This is a genomic window from Anaerovibrio sp. JC8 (genome assembly GCF_002100115.1).
Lineage (GTDB): Bacteria > Bacillota > Negativicutes > Selenomonadales > Selenomonadaceae > Anaerovibrio.
On the sequence record NZ_ANBM01000001.1, the window covers coordinates 334705 to 350608 of the forward strand.

16 protein-coding genes are annotated in these 15904 nt (G+C 48.5%); all 16 read right to left on the minus strand.

Going from position 1 to position 15904, the window contains the following annotated elements; all coding sequences use genetic code 11:
* Positions 1 to 185: 185 nt before the first annotated feature.
* Positions 186 to 2666, minus strand: a complete 2481-nt coding sequence (leuS, locus tag D081_RS01530; RefSeq protein ID WP_085022367.1) for a leucine--tRNA ligase — start codon at positions 2664 to 2666, stop codon at positions 186 to 188.
* Between the two features lie 46 nt (positions 2667 to 2712).
* Positions 2713 to 3036 (minus strand): hypothetical protein, encoded by a 324-nt coding sequence (locus D081_RS01535; RefSeq protein WP_027397301.1) that lies wholly within the window; start codon positions 3034 to 3036, stop codon positions 2713 to 2715.
* Positions 3037 to 3041: 5 nt separating this feature from the next.
* Positions 3042 to 4718 carry a glutamine--tRNA ligase/YqeY domain fusion protein gene (locus D081_RS01540; RefSeq protein ID WP_085022368.1) on the minus strand — a complete coding sequence of 559 codons (1677 nt, stop codon included), beginning with the start codon at positions 4716 to 4718 and terminating at the stop codon, positions 3042 to 3044.
* A gap of 76 nt (positions 4719 to 4794) precedes the next feature.
* Complete coding sequence (locus D081_RS01545; RefSeq protein WP_085022369.1) at positions 4795 to 5595, minus strand: HD domain-containing protein; 801 nt, start codon at positions 5593 to 5595, stop codon at positions 4795 to 4797.
* Between the two features lie 118 nt (positions 5596 to 5713).
* Positions 5714 to 6490, minus strand: a complete 777-nt coding sequence (locus tag D081_RS01550) for an LPP20 family lipoprotein (protein WP_085022370.1) — start codon at positions 6488 to 6490, stop codon at positions 5714 to 5716.
* Between the two features lie 35 nt (positions 6491 to 6525).
* On the minus strand, positions 6526 to 7416 hold the full coding sequence (locus D081_RS01555) for a hypothetical protein (RefSeq protein WP_085022371.1): 891 nt from the start codon (positions 7414 to 7416) through the stop codon (positions 6526 to 6528).
* A gap of 43 nt (positions 7417 to 7459) precedes the next feature.
* Positions 7460 to 8377, minus strand: a complete 918-nt coding sequence (locus D081_RS01560) for a hypothetical protein (protein WP_085022372.1) — start codon at positions 8375 to 8377, stop codon at positions 7460 to 7462.
* Positions 8328 to 8621, minus strand: a complete 294-nt coding sequence (locus D081_RS01565) for a hypothetical protein (RefSeq protein WP_085022373.1) — start codon at positions 8619 to 8621, stop codon at positions 8328 to 8330. The genes D081_RS01560 and D081_RS01565 overlap by 50 nt, the downstream gene beginning before the upstream one ends.
* Positions 8622 to 8654: 33 nt before the next feature.
* Complete coding sequence (locus tag D081_RS01570; protein ID WP_085022374.1) at positions 8655 to 9839, minus strand: hypothetical protein; 1185 nt, start codon at positions 9837 to 9839, stop codon at positions 8655 to 8657.
* Between the two features lie 99 nt (positions 9840 to 9938).
* On the minus strand, positions 9939 to 10649 hold the full coding sequence (locus tag D081_RS01575; protein WP_085022375.1) for a hypothetical protein: 711 nt from the start codon (positions 10647 to 10649) through the stop codon (positions 9939 to 9941).
* A 226-nt stretch (positions 10650 to 10875) separates the two neighbouring features.
* Complete coding sequence (gene rpsU / locus D081_RS01580) at positions 10876 to 11058, minus strand: 30S ribosomal protein S21 (protein ID WP_027397292.1); 183 nt, start codon at positions 11056 to 11058, stop codon at positions 10876 to 10878.
* Between the two features lie 125 nt (positions 11059 to 11183).
* Positions 11184 to 11531, minus strand: a complete 348-nt coding sequence (locus tag D081_RS01585; RefSeq protein WP_085022376.1) for a histidine triad nucleotide-binding protein — start codon at positions 11529 to 11531, stop codon at positions 11184 to 11186.
* 34 nt (positions 11532 to 11565) lie between these two features.
* Positions 11566 to 12867: a tRNA (N(6)-L-threonylcarbamoyladenosine(37)-C(2))-methylthiotransferase MtaB gene (gene mtaB, locus D081_RS01590; protein ID WP_085022377.1), complete on the minus strand. Its 1302-nt coding sequence runs from the start codon at positions 12865 to 12867 to the stop codon at positions 11566 to 11568.
* Positions 12867 to 13616, minus strand: a complete 750-nt coding sequence (locus tag D081_RS01595) for a 16S rRNA (uracil(1498)-N(3))-methyltransferase (RefSeq protein WP_085022378.1) — start codon at positions 13614 to 13616, stop codon at positions 12867 to 12869. The genes mtaB and D081_RS01595 overlap by 1 nt, the downstream gene beginning before the upstream one ends.
* 2 nt (positions 13617 to 13618) lie before the next feature.
* A complete protein-coding gene (gene prmA / locus D081_RS01600; RefSeq protein ID WP_085022379.1) occupies positions 13619 to 14554 on the minus strand; it encodes a 50S ribosomal protein L11 methyltransferase in 936 nt (311 codons plus the stop codon).
* Between the two features lie 77 nt (positions 14555 to 14631).
* A complete protein-coding gene (gene dnaJ / locus D081_RS01605; RefSeq protein WP_085022380.1) occupies positions 14632 to 15798 on the minus strand; it encodes a molecular chaperone DnaJ in 1167 nt (388 codons plus the stop codon).
* Positions 15799 to 15904: the final 106 nt, after the last annotated feature.

The window sequence follows — 15904 nt, forward strand, 5'->3', positions numbered from 1 at the left end:
GGTGGTACACCACCTAGAAACATATTCTAGTGGTACGAGACACTTATGTCAAGAAAAATCCACCCCATATGGACACATATACTAAAAATCTTTTCCATATGGATATTTCCGGTACAAACAAAAGGCTCCGCCAAAAGCACACGCCTTTGGCAGAGCCCAAATATCAATGTTTTCAGGTTAGAAAATCACTTAACGACCACGTTAACCAGCTTATCAGGAACACAGATCATCTTTACAATGGTCTTGCCTTCGGTTAATTCCTGAACACGGCTGTTGTTCTTGGCGGCTGCTTCCATTTCCTCACGGCTGATGCCGGTGGCAATCATAATGCGGTCACGAACCTTGCCGTTAATCTGAAGCACAATCTCCACCTCAGACTTAACAGTAGCGGCCTCGTCGCACTCAGGCCACTTCTGGGCATGTACGCTGCTGTCGCCAATAAGCTCAGACCACAGCTCCTCGGTCATGTGTGGTGCAAATGGAGCCAGCATCTTAATGAGGTTCAGGGACACCTCACGAACAAGGCCGGCATTTACAGCTTCACTGTTCTGGAACTTGTAGAACTCGTTTACCAGCTCCATGATGGAACTGATGGCAGTGTTGAACATGAAGCGGTCACGGATATCCTCAGTAACCTTTTTAATGGTAGCATGAAGAACCCGGCGCAGCTCCTTCTCATCATCTGTAAGTACGCTCTTATCATAATCATCAGCGGCGGACTTAATCTTGTCCTCAAACTGGCTGATAATACGCCATACACGGTTCAGGAAGCGGAAGGAACCTGCTACGCCCTCATCGCTCCAATCCAAATCACGCTCAACCGGTGCTGCGAACATGATGAACAGACGGGCGGTATCTGCACCGTATTCCCCGATAATTTCCTCAGGGGAAACCACGTTGCCCTTGGACTTGGACATCTTGCTGCCGTCCTTCAAAACCATGCCCTGAGTCAACAGATTGCTGAATGGCTCCGCAAAATCCACAAGGCCTTCATCACGGAGAACCTTGGTTACGAAACGAGAATAGAGCAAATGCAGGATGGCATGCTCAATACCACCAATATACTGGTCTACAGGAGCCCAATAATTTACCTTGTCGGTGTCAAATGGCTTCTGGTCATTCTTAGGGTCAGTGTAGCGGAGATAATACCAGGAGGAACAGATAAAGGTATCCATGGTATCAGTTTCCCGCTTGGCTGGCTTGCCGCACTTAGGACAGGTGCAGTTTACGAATTCCTCGCACTGAGCCAGTGGAGATACAGCACCGGCCTCAAAGTTTACATTCTCCGGCAGCATAACCGGGAGCTGATCCTCCGGTACCAGCTGCTCGCCGCAGTCCTCACAGTAAATTACTGGAATTGGAGCACCCCAATAACGCTGACGGGAAATCAGCCAGTCACGGAGACGGTAGTTCACCCGACGCTTACCAAAGCCCTCATTCTCAGCCTTGTCCATAATACCCTTGCTGGCAGTCTTAATATCCTGGCCGGTGAACTCGCCGGAATTACAGAGAACACCATCCTTATCGGTGTATGCCTCAGTCATATCCTCCAGCTTCAGCTCAACACCCTTTGGCTGCAGGGTAACAATCTTATTCAAATTATATTTGGTGGCAAACATCCAGTCGCGCTGATCCTCGGTAGGTACACCCATAACTGCACCAGTACCGTAGTCAGCCAATACATAGTTGGTAACCCAGATTTCTGCCTTGTTGCCGTTAAACGGATTAATTACGTATACCCCGGTGCCGATACCCTCTTTTTCAGACTCGGAGGAAGTACGCTCAATATCAGACTGGCTCTGAACCTTCTTTACGAAAGCACGGATGGCCTCAGCCTGCTCTGGCTTGGCCTCACAGATTTTCTCCACCAGCTCATGCTCAGCAGCCAAGGCTACGAAGGTAACACCATATACGGTATCAGGACGGGTGGTGTAAACAGACAGCTTCTCCTTAAGCTCCGGAATCTCAAAGTCGAACTCCAGGCCCTCGCTGCGGCCAATCCAGTTGTCCTGCATGATTTTAACACGCTCTGGCCAGCCCTTTAACAGGTCCAGATCCTTCAGCAGTACATCAGCATAATCGGTAATCTTAAAGAACCACTGTGACAGGTCCTTCTTCACTACCTCGTTGTCGCAACGCCAGCACAGGCCATCAATAACCTGCTCGTTGGCCAATACAGTGCCACAGGTGTCACACCAGTTTACATATGCCTTTTTCTTGTAGGCCAGGCCCCGCTTGTAGAAGAGCTGGAACAGCCACTGGGTCCATTTATAATAGTCCGGACGGCAGGTTGCCACCTCGCGGTCCCAGTCATAGGACAGGCCCATTTCACGCTGCTGACGCTTCATGTTGTCCATGTTGGAATAAGTCCAATCCGCTGGCTTTACCCCATGCTTGATAGCAGCATTTTCTGCAGGCATACCAAAGGCATCAAAGCCCATTGGATGGATTACGTTAAAGCCCTCCATGGTCTTGTAACGGGCCAGCACATCACCGATGGAATAGTTGCGCACATGACCCATGTGAAGGTTACCGGATGGATATGGGAACATCTCCAGAGTATAATATTTTGGCTTTTTAGGGTCCATTTCGGTCTTGTAAGCCTTGGACTCAAGCCATTTGGACTGCCATTTCTTTTCTATTTTTTGTGGCATGTATTTCTCCACAGTGAAGCCCCCTATACTTTCATATTTTTATATTACTTCTATATTTTTACTTTTTCTTCATGGACTGACCCTTGACCACCGGAGTGATGACAATATCCCAGTCCTCACGCTTTACTTTGAGGGTATAGTTCTTAATGCCCTCACGGAAGAGCTCCATTTTCAGCTCCAGAAGCTTTCTTCCCAGCTTTTCCAAGGTTTCATCGTCCAGGCCGGACATGGACAGGCTGTTTTTGCCAGTGCCGAAAATCTTTTCCCGGCGTTTCTTGTCCTCGGCTGCCTCTGCGGCCATGAACTGCGCCTCCATGGTTACTTCTTCTACGTAACCATCCAGCATATCCTTATCGGATAATCCCTTTGGTATCTTTCCCATGGCTATTATCCTTTCTTGGCCTTGGCCCAGCTGTCCTTAAGACCTACTACCCGGTTAAATACAAGCTTATCAGGGGTAGTATCCTTATCTACTACGAAATAACCGGTACGCAGGAACTGATAATGGGTGCCTGCAGCGGTAAAGCTGGCACTTGGCTCAATAAGCGCATGCTCAATAACTTCCAGAGACTGCTTGTTTACTGCTGCCAGAAAGTCAGCCGGCACCTCGCCGTTTTCATCGGTTTCAATGAGATAATCATAGAGGCGAACCTCGGCCTCAATGGCATCCTCAGCAGATACCCAGTGAATGGTACCCTTTACCTTGCGGTTGGCAGTAGCACCACCGGTCTTGGACTCAGGGTCATAGGTGCAGTGGAGCTCCACTACATTGCCGGCCTCGTCCTTGATAACCTCTTCGCACTTAATGATATAGCCGTGCTTAAGGCGAACCTCACCCTCCGGCTTTAAGCGGAAGAACTTCTTTGGTGCGTCTTCCATGAAGTCCTCCTGCTCAATATAGAGCTCACGGGAGAATGGTACATAACGGTGTGCAGAGGTATTAGGGTTATTGTCAGCTACCATGAATTCCTTCTGCCCCTCAGGATAGTTGGTAATAACCACCTTCAATGGGTGAAGAACAGCCATGATACGGTCAGCATTTTTATTCAAATCATCACGTACACAATGCTCCAGCATAGCCACATCTACCAGGCTGTTGGCCTTGGCCACACCTATTTCCTCGCAGAAAGCACGAAGGGAATTTGGAGTATAGCCACGACGGCGCAGGCCGGAAATAGTTGGCATGCGAGGATCATCCCAGCCGGAAACAAAGCCTTCCTCCACCAACTGACGCAGCTTGCGCTTGGAAGTTACGGTGTTGGTAAGATTCAGACGGGCAAACTCGATCTGGCGTGGACGGGCCCCCACCTTGAAGTCAAGGGCTTCCAGCAGCCAGTCATAGAATGGACGGTGGTCCTCAAACTCAAGGGTACATACGGAATGGGTAATTTCCTCAATAGCATCGGAAAGCGGATGGGCAAAGTCGTACATTGGATAAATGCACCACTCATCCCCGGTGCGGTGATGGGCCACATGGGCAATACGATAGATAACCGGGTCACGCATAACGATATTTGGTGATGCCATGTCAATCTTGGCACGAAGCACCTTTGCACCGTCAGCGAACTCGCCATTTTTCATTTTCTCAAAGAGCTCCAAATTTTCCTCAACACTGCGGTTACGGTATGGACTCTCCTTGCCTGGCTCAGTAAGGGTACCACGATAGGAGCGGATTTCCTCAGCAGTGAGGTCATCCACATAAGCCAGCCCCTTTTTAATGAGCTCAACGGCATAATCATAGAGCTTGCCAAAATAATCGGACGCAAAGAACATTCTGTCATCCCAGCTAAAGCCCAGCCATTTAATGTCCTCCTGAATGGAGTCCACATATTCCACATCTTCCTTTACAGGATTGGTATCATCAAAACGCAGGTTGCAGATACCGCCATTCTGCTTTGCCAAACCAAAGTTCAGGCATATGGACTTGGCATGGCCAATGTGGAGATAGCCATTTGGCTCAGGTGGGAAACGGGTGTGTACACCTTCAGGGTAATACCCGTTTTTCAAATCATCGTTTATTTCATTCTGTATAAAGTTGGAAACAACAGAAGTGTTCTCAGCCATATAATAAATCGCTCCTCTAAATCATTCATGACAGATTATTTTATCAATAGAAATAAGTATAGCACAAATCAGCCTGTTAGTACACTAAAGGCAAGTCAGGGGTACTGCACTTTTTTTCCACGTAATCGTTCAGCAGCTCATATCCCTTTTTGACCTTGTCAATCTGTGGCAGATGCTCCATAACCCTTGGCAGATAGCCCTTTTCACGGATACGGATCATGGTCCAGGCAAAATTTATATCATAGGCCCACATGAGCCGCACAAGAATGCGGTCATTGTTGGTACGTATTTCGTTGTAATCCACCTGCTCTCCCCGGACAAACTTGTCAATAAAGCCAGGGGCAAACATCATTTTTTCGTCCTCAAACTTGATTTTGGAAAAGGTCTGGATTTTCTTCCCCGTCAGATATGGCTCCAGCACCCGGAAAATATCCAGCTTGTCGGCATCCCGGATTATTCTGGCAAACAGCAGATGCTTTTTCGTTGGCGCCGGGGCAATATCCTTTTTATTATGGTTGCCAATGGCAAAGAGCAGAATGTCCCTGTCTTCCTCAGACAGCTCCTGAAAAAATGGCAGCTCCTTGATTACCTTTAAGCCAAGGTTGGCATGATCCTCCGACAGGGCATCGGAAAAGGTGCGGTACAGCTTCCACTGACGAAACCGTCCCACATCATGAAACAGTCCCACCAGCTCCGCCAGCAGCACATCATGCTCTGACAGCTCCAGATGCATGGCCAGCTCCCGGGCATAGGATGTAACATAGCCCGTATGCAGCTCCTTGGTCTTGATGCCCAGCATGACCTCCTCATCCTTTTCGTAAAAGGACTTCATGTATTCATCCATCCAAATATGGGCTCTTTTTACAAGCTCTTTCATATATTAATGTCACCACCGATAAAATTCCAATGTATATTTTGCAAAAACAAAGGAGCTGTATACACAGCCCCTTAGCAGGTTATTTATGAATATAACACATTATTGGTTTTTCTACAATTTATTTTACAAATACCACATTACCCTGGCCCAGGAAGCCGGTGATCTGGTTTTCACTGAGGATTTTCGCTGCATCAGCGGCAGATACCACTGGGTTTACGAAGCCCTGAACGGACTGGGCTCTTACGATAAGCGGATTGCTGCCTGCACGGGATACACCATTGTAAATACTTCTGGAATAGCCCACATAGCCCTTATTCACTATCTGGTCATAGCTGTAGTTGGCCTTGCCGTATACAAGCTGATGGTCAGGAGTGAACACACCCGGTGCCATGGCAGTTTCAAGACCAAGGCCGGTGCAGTCAACGATAAGACCGGTATATGGGCCGGTGCTTGCCGGAATCTCCGGAACAAAGGTGGTTGCCTCAGGCAGTGGAGCCGGAACAGATGCGGTGGCCGGCATAACTGCAGCTGCCAGGGACTGGGCACCATGAACAGGGACTTCAATAACCACATGGTAGCCGTCTGCATCCTGATACTTCTGAACTACCTTGGCTCCCTTAATCATGCCGTTGATACGGGTTTTAATCACATCACTGGCCATAATGCTGTCACGGACAGTGGTCTCAGAATCAATATACACACCCTGAGCCTCCTCCAGTGCATTGCGCATGGCATCCATCTTGGCTGCCCTGTAGCCGGATGCCGCATTAGGGTTTTGCAGGGCACCAACACCCTCAACCCTGAGAACCCCGTCAGTGATGTCTGTTGCTGCAAATGCAGTACAACCCATGAGCATCATTGCCATTGCAATGATTAAAGAAAATACCTTTTTCATAATTATTCCTCCCAATTTAAATTTATGCTTAATTATTATTTATAACTACGCCAATACTTAAGGGTACCATTCACCATTTCCTCTGCTGCATCAAGGCCTGCCTTTTCAATGGCCAGCCGTTCCGCCTCCTGAGGTGTATTGGCAAGAATTTCGTAGGTTTCATAAAAGCCGTTCAAAACCGTTTTCCGTATACAGTCATAGGCCTGGACCTTGACCGATGATTTTGCTATATAGCCCGTTCCCGCCGGAGCGGCAGTCAGTTTCTCAATGCAGGCTTCACCAATTATGGCAAAGTTGGCCATAATGGAATTATTCTCTATAAGGCTTCTGACATTGCTTAAATATTTTCCATAAGAGGCTGCACCGTTCAAAGACCTCACAATATTTATATCGTCATCTTCTACCTCGGTCTGAAATCCTGAATTGCTGAATCTATGGCTAAAGGCTTCGTGGAGGCTGTCACCATAGCCCTGATTATCTGTGGTATTGACTACCCTCATCAGGATACTGGCAGTCATATCATCATGCTTTTCCTGTTTAATTCCCACTTTTTCCTGAAAATCCTGCTTCAGCTTATTGTGATTTACAGTGACCTCAGCTATTACCAGCATCCTGGAATCACTGTTGTCCCTGCTTAAAACCTTGCTGGATACAACATAATCCCCGTATCTTTCCATCATTTGTGAAAATATACTGTCCGATTCGCTTTCGGCCCTGGTATCATGGGAAAATACCTTGAAAACCGCCCGTTTCTTGGCATCCTCTATGGCCTTAAGCTCCTGTCCCACCGGGGCACTGCCGCTGATTTTCACCACATCAACAGGTGAAGCCTCGGCGTCACCACCGGTCAATATCCCACAAAGCAGGGATACCAGCAGCATTATAAATAATATGGGCCAATTGGTTTGCAAATATATCCTGGTCATGATGACCGTCCTCCTTTCCGACAGACTATACATATACGCTCTTTTACTGAACCTGTAATATTATTTTGGTGGTGCTTTCCAAAGGTATCAGTGGTATGCCATTGGCTGCTGCCGCCTTTATGATTTCCTGTGACAGCTCATACAGATTTTCCCAGCCCTGGGCTATGAGCTTCACCCTGTAGGCTCCATTTGCAGAAAAGCCGGTTCTGGTAATCCGACAGCTGGCCCCCTCAAGAAGGCTGTTGAAAAATGCACTTTGATTAACCCTGTCCCACAATCCGTGGATCTCCACCGTGGTATTCAGGTTACTTACGCCGCCCCGGTTTTCAAACTGCATTGTCTTCAGGGCTGCCCTTGCCAGCTGCTCCGTTGCAGTGGCTGCTGCCTCCCGTCTGGCTGCAAACAAGGCCTCATCTGCTGTTTTTCCCAGCCCCATGAACTGCTCCATATATGTATTGGCATAGCCGTTCTGAATTCCCACAAGGGAGAAGCTGGCTTCCACAATACCCTTATAGTAGCCGCTGCTGTCACGGACAACATTTACATCCCTCATGGTACCCGCCAGTACGGAATTGGCTTCATTGTCACCGTCATTGCGGGCCAGCCGACGCAGATCTGAAGGATACGGGTGAGCACTATGGGATAACAGCTGTGCCACGTTTTCATTTTCCACCAGCTGGATTCCCATATCATTGAGATACTGGCCCACAATATTTACAGCCCGTTCATCCCGCCTTATGCTGCCATCAATGCCATAATCCACCACAGCCACATTGGCTACCCGTGGTTCCAGTGCTGCTGCCATGGCCTTGGCCACATCATCCCTGTACTTGGTTTCTATGCTGGTATCATCGGCATCCAGGTCCACCTGTACCACATATACATCACCGTCAATTCTCTCGGATATCACATCACGAATCATGACATAGCCGGTAGACCGGGCCACAATTTTGTCTGTCACCAGAACCCCCCATATCCACTTCGCTGTTGCTGCGGATATATATCCCCACCTTGGATTCCAAAAGGGTTCGCATAGCATCCCGAATAGCTGCCTCCCGTGCCTTGCCCGTATCGCCACCATATACGGCAACACCCTCCACTATTTCTGCGGAACAGGCAGTTGGATTTAGCAGCCCACTGGCAATTAAGCATAGCCCCATCGCCAATATAGGAATAATCCATTTTTTCTTTATTGCCCTGATCATATTCCCATCAACCCATTTCTTACTTACAGCAAATCATTTATTCTGACCGCCCAGCTCCTGGGCCAGACCCAATAGCAAGGCGGTGTACACCCGCTTGTCATCATAGTCGGTGCTGGTACCCGGCGGCAGCTTTACCGTCCGCTCATTAAGCCTGCTCAGCTCCCGCTTTTCCTTGCCCTCAACGGGGCTTTTTGCCAGCCAGACCTTATGGAGTGTAGTATATATGCTGTCCCCTGAATCCACCACATCACTGGCCAGACCGGAAATGTCCAGCCTTATGTGGTGTCCAGGATTGCTCATATTTACATCCACCTTGCCGTTGGCACTGTCCAGACTCATTTTGTAGGCTCCATCTATAATATCTCCCACCAACTTCTGGTCCCCGGCTGCCGGAGGATAAACGACCCGCTTTGTCTTTTTCTGGTAAGCTGAGGTATAAAAGTAGCCTACCAAAAATTTAAGGTCCTCAGCCTCTTTCCCCTCAAACAACTCCTGAGCCTTTCCCGATGACATATCCACGCTGGTCACCTGATAGGTATCTCTTCCCAGCTTTGCCTTATCATTCTTCAGATTGCCTGTTATATTGGAGAAGCTGATATCCTTCTTCACCATCTGGCGGACCATTGAAATAAACTTGCCCTTCTTTTCCTCCTCGCTTATGGGAGTATTATGGATATTCTGCCATCTGTCGGTGCTGGCATTGTATTTGGAAAGGCCAATGGTCTCCGCTTCCACCATTGGGACAATTCCCAGCAGTCTTAGGCTCACCGTGTTGCCGCTTTCCGTAACCCTTGAATAATCCAGATTTTCCTCCGGCATGCAAAACAGTAGTGAAATACCGGCAATAACCGTGGAGGTATATGCTGTTTCAAGGGAGTTGCTGTTGGCTGTGTCAATGGAGGTGCTGACCATAATAGTTGGATAAAGGAATATCTGGTCGTCACCTGTATAATGCTCATTGGTGCTGTGATAGTCCTCGCCTTTCATAACCCTGACCTCATAGGGCAAATCCCCGGCATCTGACATTGACTTAAGGCGTTCACCAATTATGCGTTCCACCTGCTGGCGGGTATCCTCATCAATTTTTATTTTATTTATTGAGTTTTCGTAGGTAAGAGCCGGCTGGATGTAAACCACCGGTTTCCCTGCTGAAACAGAACCTGCCCAAAGTACCATTACAGCAGCTACCATTAAAATTGTGCCCAATGCCCGTTTCACATTCCATCCCCCATTTAGTTGGCAATTTCAACTTGTTAAATAAAATATAGCCCCTTTGCCCTATAGGGCAATTAGAGGCTAATTAGAATACTATTAAAACTATAATTTTGGGAGGTGGTCAGCTGCTTCCTTGATTTTCCTCTTGTCAACCTCCACCCTGTTCATGGTACGGAGTGAATCCTCAAAGTGACGGTAGCTGGCACCGGTGGTGCTGTCCAGGCTGTCCTTCCATTCACTTAGAAGCAAGGCGCTGCCAATTAACATACCAATATTTTGTGTCCGGTCCCCGCCACCCAGCAAAACCTGGGCTGCCAGGAAGGTAACCTCATCCCTGCCTCTGGAAAAATATTCATCCTTAAGCATTACCAGCCTTTTGGCCTCTTCCAGACGGGTGTCATCTTCCGGCACCATGTTGAAGAAGCGGACTGCATCTATTTCTGGCATTTTTACAGTTTTGCCGGAATTTCCCCGTTTCATTACCATATCCACTGATGAATCATAGCCCGCAGTGGAGGCATTGATGCCGTTTACGTTGACCAGCTCCGCCTGAACACCGTAATCATTAAGCAGCTCATGGGAAACCGCGGCAGCCTGGCTGCTGAGCTCAAAGCCTGCCATATAATAGGAAATCATCTTTTTGTAGGAATTCTGAATCTCCCTCTTGGACGGGGCAAAGAGGCTGAAAATATTAAAGGCCTCCGCCCGGCTGTTTAAACCCATTTTAGCGGTAAAATCATTTTGCACTATCTGCCCCAGGCCCATATTCAGGCCTACCGCCAGGGCAATAGCAACTGCCAATTTCTTTTTCATATCCATCACCCTTTTTTTTTCATTATTCCTATGCAAAGGATAACATACAAAAAAGTTCGTTGACAATAGGTTTTACTTTATTTAACGCAAGTTTAATGCGGCAATTATTTTATAATTTAAATCTTATTCTTTTATAATTTAATTTTAATGATAATAAGAAAAGGCTATAACCATCCTACAGATACAGGACGGCCATAGCCTTTAATTTCATATTAAGCTTCAATAATTAAGCTCTGAACTTGCGCTTACGAGCTGCCTCAGACTTCTTCTTACGGCGAACACTTGGCTTCTCATAATGCTCACGCTTTCTAACCTCAGCGATGGTACCAGCTTTCTGGCTCATGCGCTTAAAGCGACGGAGTGCGCTATCAATGCTCTCGTTCTTACCAACTTTAATTTCGTTTGCCATCTATTTTTCCCCCCCTCCAATTGACTTGGGAGTGTATTTCATAACTACACCCGATTATTATACACAAAGTTTTTAGCCATGTCAATATTCCCCTGGAATTAATAAACACAGCCCATAGGTGTATGTCAACCTGGAGGCCACTGCATGGATCTTCCACCCAAAACATGGAAGTGCAAGTGGTTGACGGTCTGACCGCCTTCGGAGCCAGTATTGGCCACTACTCTAAAGCCACTGACTGCGATGCCCTGTTCCTTTGCAATCTCAGGAATAACCTCACAGAGAATGTGGCCAGCCAGCTCTTTATCCTCAGCCTTTAAAGCTGCAATGCTGGCAACGTGCTTCTTAGGAATAACCAGCACATGTACTGGTGCCTGAGGCTCCAAATCCTTGAAAGCAATGACCTGGTCGTCCTCATATACAACAGTGGAGGGAATTTCCTTATTTGCAATTTTACAAAAAATACAATCTGCCATTTCGGTACACCTCCCTTTACATGATGCTTAAATGTTACTCATACGTACATATTTTACCATATACGCCGTCTTTATACAATTTTTCCAGCCGCACTTTATATAGTTCCCCGGTCTCAACTTCATCATCAGTGTACACCCGGATATAGGTGTCCGTAAGGCCATCGGTAATCCCGTCAGTATTGGTTTCAAAGAGAACCTCCTGCACTGTGCCCAGATATTGGCGGTGGAATTCCTCCCCCATCTGGTCCGCCAGGGACTGAAGTCTGTGTACACGGTCCTTTTTAACCGGCTCCGGCACCTGATCCGGCATTTTTGCCGCCGGTGTACCAGTGCGGGGAGAATACGGGAATACGTGCATACGGGCAAAGCCCAGTGTCTTAATGTACTCCAGACTGTCCGCGAACATTCCCTCGGTTTCCCCCGGAAAGCCCACGATAACATCAGTGGAAATGGCCACTCCCGGCACCTTTTCCTTTACGTTCTTGATTAGAGCCGTAAATTCCTCACGGTTATAGTGACGGTTCATCTTTTTCAGCACCTCGTCGGAGCCGGCCTGCAATGGCAAATGAAGATGATGGCTGAACCTTGGATGAGTCTTAATCAGCTCCAGCAGCTCAGGAGACAATTCTATCGACTCCAGCGAGCTGAGACGCAACCGCCTGAGTCCCGGCAAATCAAGAATTTCCTTGGCCGCATCATAAAGGGAAGTGCCATCCTTGAAATCCTTGCCATAGGCTCCCAGATGAATACCAGTCAATACAATTTCCTTAAAACCATGATCCAACAGCTTCCTGGCCTCCCGGCGGATACTGTCCAGCTTGCGGGAACGGAGCGGACCTCTGGTATAAGGAATTATGCAGTAGCTGCAGAAATTGGTGCAGCCCTCCTGAATTTTCAAAAAGGCTCTTGTGCGGGCCGGCATTTCGTACAGTGGAATATCCTCAAATTCCCGCACCTTCATAATGTCATCTACCCGGTCAATGATGCCATCCTCTTCCATGGCCTGCTCCACATAGCTGACAATGTTGGCCCGATCGCTGGTACCCAATACCACCCGTACTCCCTCAATGGCCTTTATCTGGTCAGGAGCCGCCTGGGCATAGCAGCCTGTAACGGCAATAATGGCCTGGGGATTAAGGCGCTGTACCCGTCGGATAAGCTGACGGGACTTTTTATCGCCAAAGCTGGTAACTGAGCAGGTGTTAATTACATACACATCGGCCACATCAGTTGCAGGAACTATATCATAGCCCCCCTGCTTAAACAGGCCCTCCATGGACTCTGTTTCAAACTGATTTACCTTGCAGCCCAGCGTAATAAACGCCACTGTTGACATTAACTTCTACCTCCCAAGTCACCTTTTTCATACTGAATAATGGTCATGGCGGAAATAGCCGCCGTTTCTGCCCGCAAAATACGGGTTCCCAGGCTTACGGACGGAATCCCCAGCTGGCGGGCCTTCTCCGCTTCCGCCAGCGAAAAGCCGCCCTCCGGACCAATAACCACCGCAAAACGTTTTTGGCCACTTGAGGCCAAAAATTCCTTTATGCCAGTCTGTTCCTCATTTTCATAGCACATACAAATGGCAATATCCTCCTGCTGGGTTGCCATTTCCTCCAGCCATTTCTGCAGTGGCTGTATCTCCTGCACTGTTGGCAGGCAGCTGCGGCCACACTGCTTGCCGGCCTCATTGGCATTTTTCTGCCATTTTTCCTGCTTGACCCTGGCCTTCTTGGCATCATAACGGACCACACAATTGTCGCTGGACAGAGGCACAATGGTATTGATCCCCAGCTCAGTAGCCTTTTGGGTAATCAGCTCCAGCTTATCTCCCTTTGGCAGGCACTGGGCCAAAATGATTTCCACCGGGGACTCGGTGTTTTCATCAATATAATTTACCAGCTCCATGGCCACGCTGTCCTCAGTAAAGCCGGTCATAACGTATTCGCCAACCCTGCCCTCATCATCAGCCACCACAATATGGTCCCCGGCCTTGGCCCGCATAACCCTGGACAGATGATGGGCATCCGCCCCGGTTATGGTAATATTCTCTTTTAATAAGTCAGATATAAAGATTCTTCTCATTATCAAGCCTGCTTCTTAAAAGTAATGCACGCCCAGCCCTTGTTTTCCCTGCGCTTAACCACGCCGTAGCCATGAGCTGCTGCCGCCTCCAATACATCATCAATGCGGTCCTCAATAATACCGCTGGTGAGCAGTGTGCCATCCTCTTCCAGATGGTCATCCAGCTGGTCAAAGAGACGAATAATAATATCCGCCACAATATTGGCAATAACCAGCTGAGCCTTGCCATGGACATTCTGCATCAAATCACTCTGGGCCACGGAAATTACATCCTCAACATGATTCTGCTGCAGGTTTTCCCGCACCACCTTTAATACGGATTCATCGTAATCCACTGCCTGAATATCCTTGGCTCCCAGCTTGGCCGCAATAATGGATAAAATGCCGGAACCGGTGCCTACATCAAACACCTTCATGCCCGGCTTTACCAGATGCTCCAGTTCACATATGCACATGGAGGTAGTGGCATGGGTGCCGGTGCCAAAGGCAGCTCCCGGGTCCATTTCGACAATGACCTCGTCATCCTGTGGCTCATAGGTCTCCCAGGTTGGCTTGATAACAATGCGGTCTCCCGGCTTTTCCGTGTGGAAATACTGCTTCCAGGTGTCGGACCAGTCCTCATCGGCCAGCTCATTGGTGGTAATAATACCCGGAGTAATGCTTACTCCACGGCCCTCCAAGGCCTTTACTTCCTGCTTAAGGGTCTGCAGGCGGCCTTCCAGCTCACCATTAACCGTCAAATAAGCCTTGACGGTTACCACCTCGGTTTCCGTGGCAATAGGAATATCGGTGTAGTCCCACTTGCCGGAGGTAATGTAGTCATTTATCAGCTCCGGGTCCTCAATGACTACGCCAGTAGCCCCCAAATCGCTGAAAATCTCGGCAATGAGCTCCGTAGCTTCATGGGTTGTCTGAATGCTTACTTCACACCATTTCATAATTTATACGCTCCTTAAAAAACATCCTATACATGACGAATACCCTAGACGCAAAAATGCGCCCAGGGTAAATATTATCAATCGTTCTTAAACAGCTTCTTCATTTTATTAAAGAAGCTATCCTGCTCAGGATTTACTTTTTTGCCGCTGATTTCGCCAAACTCCTTCAGGAGCTCCTTCTGCTTATCAGACAGCTTCTGTGGGGTAAGTACCTTAATGCGGACGTGCTGATCACCAAAGGCACCGGAACGTCTCAGGATAGGAATACCCTTGCCACGGAGACGCATGATGGTGCCGGACTGGGTGCCAGCTGCCACCTTCATCTCCACCTTGCCATGGATGGTAGGAACCTCAATGGTGTCACCCAGGGCAGCCTGTACAAAGGAAATCGGTACTTCACACATTACGTCGGCGCCCTCTCTGGTAAAGAGCTCATGGCGCTTAATGTAGATATATACATACAGATCGCCGTTGGCACCGCCACGCTTGCCGGCCTGGCCGCCGCCAGCCACTCTGATGCGCTGACCCTCGTCGATACCAGCCGGGATATTAACCTTAATCTTGCGCTGTACCTTCTTCTGGCCCTTGCCACCGCATTCCTTACAAGGAGTCTTGACGATTTTACCAGTTCCGCTGCAGCGGTTACAGGTTGAAGTGCTCATCATACGGCCCAGTGGAGTATTGCGGACAGTCTGCACCTGTCCGGTACCATGACACTGAGGACATTCCTCAGGAGAGGTCCCCTCTGCTGCACCGGTTCCATGACACTTCTCGCAGTTCTCGGTACGTGGAATGCTCAGCTCCACTTCCTTACCAAAGGCTGCTTCCTCAAAGGTAATCTCCAAATCGTAGCGAAGGTCAGCACCCTGCTCAGGGCCCGGACGCCGTGAACGGCCGCCAAAGCCGCCGAAGCCGCCGCCACCACCAAAAAAGGTTTCGAAAATATCGCCGAAATCACCGCCGCCAAAGCCGCCGAAACCGCCACCAAAGCCACCGGCGCCACCACCAGGGCCCTCAAAGGCTGCATGGCCAAACTGGTCATACTGTGCCTTCTTCTGTGGGTCCTTAAGGACGTCGTAAGCCTCGTTGATTTCCTTCATCTTGGCTTCGGCCTCTTCCTTGTTGTCACGGTTACGGTCAGGATGATATTTTATAGCCATCTTGCGATATGCTTTTTTTATTTCCGCCTCTGAAGCACCCTTCTGGAGCCCCAGGACTTCATAATAATCCCGCTTTTCGCTCATATAATCCACCTTATCTTATCAAGTATGGGCTGCCACCCGTAAGGCAGCAGCCCATATATACTACAATACTTTTATGCTTTATGCAATAGCTGCATATCTGCCTCAA

Bases quoted from the DNA above. Each gene is read 5' to 3' on its own strand.
- D081_RS01535 (WP_027397301.1), bottom strand. From the start codon at position 3,036: ATGGGAAAGATACCAAAGGGATTATCCGATAAGGATATGCTGGATGGT.
- D081_RS01540 (WP_085022368.1), bottom strand. From the start codon at position 4,718: ATGGCTGAGAACACTTCTGTTGTTTCCAACTTTATACAGAATGAAATA.
- D081_RS01545 (WP_085022369.1), bottom strand. From the start codon at position 5,595: ATGAAAGAGCTTGTAAAAAGAGCCCATATTTGGATGGATGAATACATG.
- D081_RS01550 (WP_085022370.1), bottom strand. From the start codon at position 6,490: ATGAAAAAGGTATTTTCTTTAATCATTGCAATGGCAATGATGCTCATG.
- D081_RS01555 (WP_085022371.1), bottom strand. From the start codon at position 7,416: ATGACCAGGATATATTTGCAAACCAATTGGCCCATATTATTTATAATG.
- D081_RS01565 (WP_085022373.1), bottom strand. From the start codon at position 8,621: ATGATCAGGGCAATAAAGAAAAAATGGATTATTCCTATATTGGCGATG.
- D081_RS01575 (WP_085022375.1), bottom strand. From the start codon at position 10,649: ATGAAAAAGAAATTGGCAGTTGCTATTGCCCTGGCGGTAGGCCTGAAT.
- rpsU (WP_027397292.1), bottom strand. From the start codon at position 11,058: ATGGCAAACGAAATTAAAGTTGGTAAGAACGAGAGCATTGATAGCGCA.
- D081_RS01585 (WP_085022376.1), bottom strand. From the start codon at position 11,531: ATGGCAGATTGTATTTTTTGTAAAATTGCAAATAAGGAAATTCCCTCC.
- mtaB (WP_085022377.1), bottom strand. From the start codon at position 12,867: ATGTCAACAGTGGCGTTTATTACGCTGGGCTGCAAGGTAAATCAGTTT.
- D081_RS01595 (WP_085022378.1), bottom strand. From the start codon at position 13,616: ATGAGAAGAATCTTTATATCTGACTTATTAAAAGAGAATATTACCATA.
- prmA (WP_085022379.1), bottom strand. From the start codon at position 14,554: ATGAAATGGTGTGAAGTAAGCATTCAGACAACCCATGAAGCTACGGAG.
- dnaJ (WP_085022380.1), bottom strand. From the start codon at position 15,798: ATGAGCGAAAAGCGGGATTATTATGAAGTCCTGGGGCTCCAGAAGGGT.